The 3,906-nt window shown below is 64.4% G+C and carries 3 protein-coding genes and 1 pseudogene; 3 read left to right on the forward strand and 1 reads right to left on the reverse strand.

Annotation, left to right across the window (positions count from 1 at the left end):
* Nucleotides 1-247 precede the first annotated feature (247 nt).
* Both AC1D0P_RS24350 and coq7 read left to right on the forward strand, forming a co-directional pair.
* Nucleotides 248-1,519 (forward strand): porin, encoded by a 1,272-nt coding sequence (locus tag AC1D0P_RS24350; RefSeq protein ID WP_477679085.1) that lies wholly within the window; start codon nucleotides 248-250, stop codon nucleotides 1,517-1,519.
* Nucleotides 1,520-1,626: 107 nt separating this feature from the next.
* On the forward strand, nucleotides 1,627-2,256 hold the full coding sequence (coq7, locus tag AC1D0P_RS24355) for a 2-polyprenyl-3-methyl-6-methoxy-1,4-benzoquinone monooxygenase (protein WP_477679086.1): 630 nt from the start codon (nucleotides 1,627-1,629) through the stop codon (nucleotides 2,254-2,256).
* A 32-nt stretch (nucleotides 2,257-2,288) separates the two neighbouring features.
* On the opposite strand, the pseudogene AC1D0P_RS24360 reads toward coq7, so the two are convergent.
* Nucleotides 2,289-2,585: pseudogene (locus tag AC1D0P_RS24360) on the reverse strand (OsmC family protein); the annotation flags it as partial.
* A gap of 331 nt (nucleotides 2,586-2,916) precedes the next feature.
* Between AC1D0P_RS24360 and ilvA the strand changes: the two are divergent.
* The coding region (gene ilvA / locus AC1D0P_RS24365) for a threonine ammonia-lyase, biosynthetic (RefSeq protein WP_477679087.1) at nucleotides 2,917-3,906 on the forward strand (990 nt) is incomplete at its 3' end.

Genomic DNA, 3,906 nt, shown 5'->3' on the forward strand with positions numbered 1-3,906 from the left:
CCCCCATCCCCAGAGGGAAGCGGCAAGAAATGAGAAGCTTGCACGGCTTTTTTCCGGGCTTTGCCCTGGCGGCAAAAACCTCGGGTTTTCCCCTGTCGCGAAAGTGATACCCCCCGTAGTGACACTCTTTACGGCTCACGGCATCGCCATTAATCTTTCCTTCACAAAGACGGCCTGCCAGGGTAAGGACGGGCGTCAAAATTTYCCGCCATTCAGCGCTTTTTTAATTACAACTCCTGGAGACTCCATGAAAAAACTGACCCTCGWTGCAACTGCGATCATGGGACTTTTGTCCACCTCGGCCGCCATGGCGCAAAGCACCGTGACCGTCTACGGCATTCTTGATGCAGGCTTCAACCACGTGAGCGGCCTGCGCCAGGGCTCCGTGAGCACGATTGCCAGCGGCATCATGGAAGGCTCGCGTTTCGGCCTTCGCGGCACGGAAGACATCGGCGGCGGCTACAAGGCCATCTTCACCCTCGAAAACCGCCTGGAGCTGGACACCGGCTCCGTGACCAACCGCCCGAACTCCGGCACCCAGATGCCTGACCGCGTCGCCACCTCGGTGGCTGCGGGCGTGGCGGGCCTCCCCCTTCCCGTCGCAACCCGCGACGCACTGATCGCCGGCGTGAACACCACGCTCGCTACCGGCGCATTCGGCGTGAACCTGGCCGGCAACCTGTTTGACCGCCAGGCTTACGTCGGCCTGGTGACCCCCTTCGGCGCCTTCACGGCCGGCCGCCAATACACGCCGGGCTACCTGGTGGCCGCGCAGTTTGACGCTTCGCAGACCCAGTCCAGCCTGGCCGCCGGCCAGGTCGCCAGCCTGCCCGCCGCATTCGACATCCGCCTGAGCAACACGCTGCAGTACGCGATCCAGACCAGCGGCGTCACCGCATTGCTGATGTACGGCGCCGGTGAAGTCGCGGGCAGCAACTCCGCAGGCCGGTTCTGGGGTGGCATGGTCACCTACAAGGGCAACGGTTTCTCGGTGGGCTATGGCCACAACGGCAAGAACAATGAGCTGGGCCAGAAATCCCTGACCAACGACCTGATCGGCGCCACCGTCGACATCGGCCCCGGCACCCTGTACGGCCAGTACGCCACCATCAAGGACGACAATCCGACCGGCATCTCCACGATTGGCGCTTCTGTCACCGCCTCCACCGGCAGCGCGGTGGTCGGTACGGCGTTCCAGAATGCCTACAACGCCGCCTTCAGGCAAGACGCCAGGTTGATGCACATCGGCTACCGCCTCACCACCGGCCCACACACCTGGGTCGTGGCCTTCAACCGCCTGGATGACAAGCGCACGGTGAACGCCGATACCGACTCCTACGGTTTCACCTACACCTACGCGCTGTCCAAGCGCACCAACCTGAACGCCGTGCTGACCCACTTCAACAACAAGGGCCAGGGCCAGGTCGCACCAGGCGGCAACGGCTTCCTCGGCGGCGTGACCTCCGCGGCCGGTGTTGGCTCCACCAACATCGCCCTGGGCATCCGCCACACGTTCTAAACCGGAACCCCGCCCGGATCCAATCCGGGCCCGTCACGAAAAAGCCCCTCACAGGGGCTTTTCTCATGGGCGTTTGCATGCCGGGAGTCCGGCGCTAACATGGCGCCATGACCACCGCACTCGACACCGCCCTGAATGCCGCCGACGGCGCATTGCGCACCCTTTTTGCCGCCCCCCGCGCCAGCCGCGCCTGCCCTACCGTACCCGGCGAAAAGACCGRGCTGGCGCTGCAGGACAAGGCCTTGTCCGGCGCGCTGATGCGGGTCAACCATGTGGGAGAGGTCTGCGCGCAGGCCCTGTACGCGGCGCAGGCGCTGGGCACCCGCGACCCGGCGCTGCGCGAGCATTTCCTGCAGGCAAGCCGCGAGGAAGGCGACCACCTCGCCTGGACCAAGGCCAGGCTGGACGAACTGGGCGCCCGCCCCTCGCTGCTCAACCCGCTCTGGTACGCCGGCGCCTTCGGCCTCGGCCTGGTCGCGAGCCGGCTGGGCGACCGCCTGAGCCTGGGCTTTGTCGTTGAGACTGAGCGCCAGGTCGAGGCCCACCTGGCCGGCCACCTGGAACGCCTGCCGCAGGGCGACCACGAGTCGCGCGCCATCGTGGCGCAGATGAAAGACGACGAGGCCCTGCACGCGAGGGACGCCGAACAGGCCGGCGCCTTACAGCTGCCGGAACCGGTCAAGGCGCTGATGCGCTCGGCCGCGCGCGTCATGACGACGACGGCGCATTACATCTAAAGCCTAAAGCCGCAGCCTGGGCCGCAAGGCCCTTAAACCTCCAGTACCTCGAAGCTGGTGGTGATGTCCGCGGTCTTCGCCAGCATGATGGTGGCTGAGCAATACTTGTCGTGGCTCATGGCCACCGCGCGCTCCACGGCGCTGGCGGCCAGGCCCTTGCCCGTCACCACGAAGTGCATGTGGATCTTGGTGAACACCTTGGGGTCCACGGCAGCCCTTTCGGCGCTCAGCTTGACAGAGCAGCCGCGCACGTCCTGGCGGCCGCGCTTGAGGATCAGCACCACGTCATAAGCCGTGCATCCGCCCGTGCCGGCCAGCACGGTCTCCATGGTTGCCCGTCCAGCTCACCGTGCATTCCATAAACCCCACTCCTTATGCATAAAATTTATAACTAAACCGTGAAAAATGTCGAGTTTGCGCCACAAGATATTGTGCAGCGCAACATCGCTCCGCTATACTGAAATCATCGCATCAATACTGATCGCCCACGGCGTCACAAGGTATTTGGTGCCACTGGTTGTCTCCTCCACCTCCTCTAAGGGTGGATTTACAGGCCCAGACCGCAAGGTCTGGGCCTTTTTTCTTGGGTCACCGGATTGCGTGCCGGCTCATTGCGGCGCTTTTTCTCGCGCCACTATGATGTCAGGCTGCGAGAAAAACATGCCCACCCCGACCAAAACCGCCAAAAGCCTCCCCAAAACAGCCCCATCGGGCAAGCCGCTCACCCCCGCCGACTACCTGAAAAAGATTCTCACGGCACGGGTCTATGACGTGGCCGTGGAATCCAGCCTTGAGCCCGCCAAAAACCTGGGCCTGCGCCTGAAAAACACCGTGCTGCTCAAGCGCGAAGACCAGCAGCCGGTGTTCAGCTTCAAGCTGCGCGGGGCCTACAACAAGATGGCGCACCTGAGCCCGGCCCAGCTCAAGAAAGGCGTGATCTGCGCCTCGGCCGGCAACCACGCGCAAGGCGTGGCGCTCAGCGCGCAAAAGCTCGGCACGCGCGCCGTCATCGTCATGCCCACCACCACGCCGCAACTCAAGGTCGACGCGGTTCGCGCCTTGGGCGGCGAGGTCGTGCTGCGCGGCGACAGTTATTCGGACGCCTACGCGCACGCCGTGGTGCTCGAAAAGAAGCAGGGCCTGACCTTCGTCCACCCCTTCGACGACCCTGATGTCATCGCCGGCCAGGGCACGATCGCGATGGAAATCCTCATGCAGCTGCAAAGCCTGGGCTCCAGCCGGCTGGACGCCGTGTTCGTGGCCATAGGCGGCGGCGGGCTGATCTCCGGCGTGGCCAACTACATCAAGGCCGTGCGCCCCGAGATCAAGGTCATCGGCGTGCAGATGAACGACTCCGACGCCATGCTGCAGTCGGTCGGCGCGAAGAAGCGCGTCACCCTGAGCGACGTGGGCCTGTTCGCCGACGGCACGGCCGTCAAGCTGGTGGGCGAGGAAACCTTCCGCATCAGCCGCGAGCTGGTCGATGAGTTCATCACCGTCGACACCGACGCGGTCTGCGCCGCCATCAAGGACGTGTTCGTCGACACCCGCAGCATCGTCGAGCCCTCGGGCGCGATGGCCGTGGCCGCCGTCAAGCAGTACGTGGCCACGCACAAGACCAAGGGCGAGACTTACGCCGCGATTTTGTGC

The organism is Polaromonas sp. P1_G2, assembly GCF_056405515.1.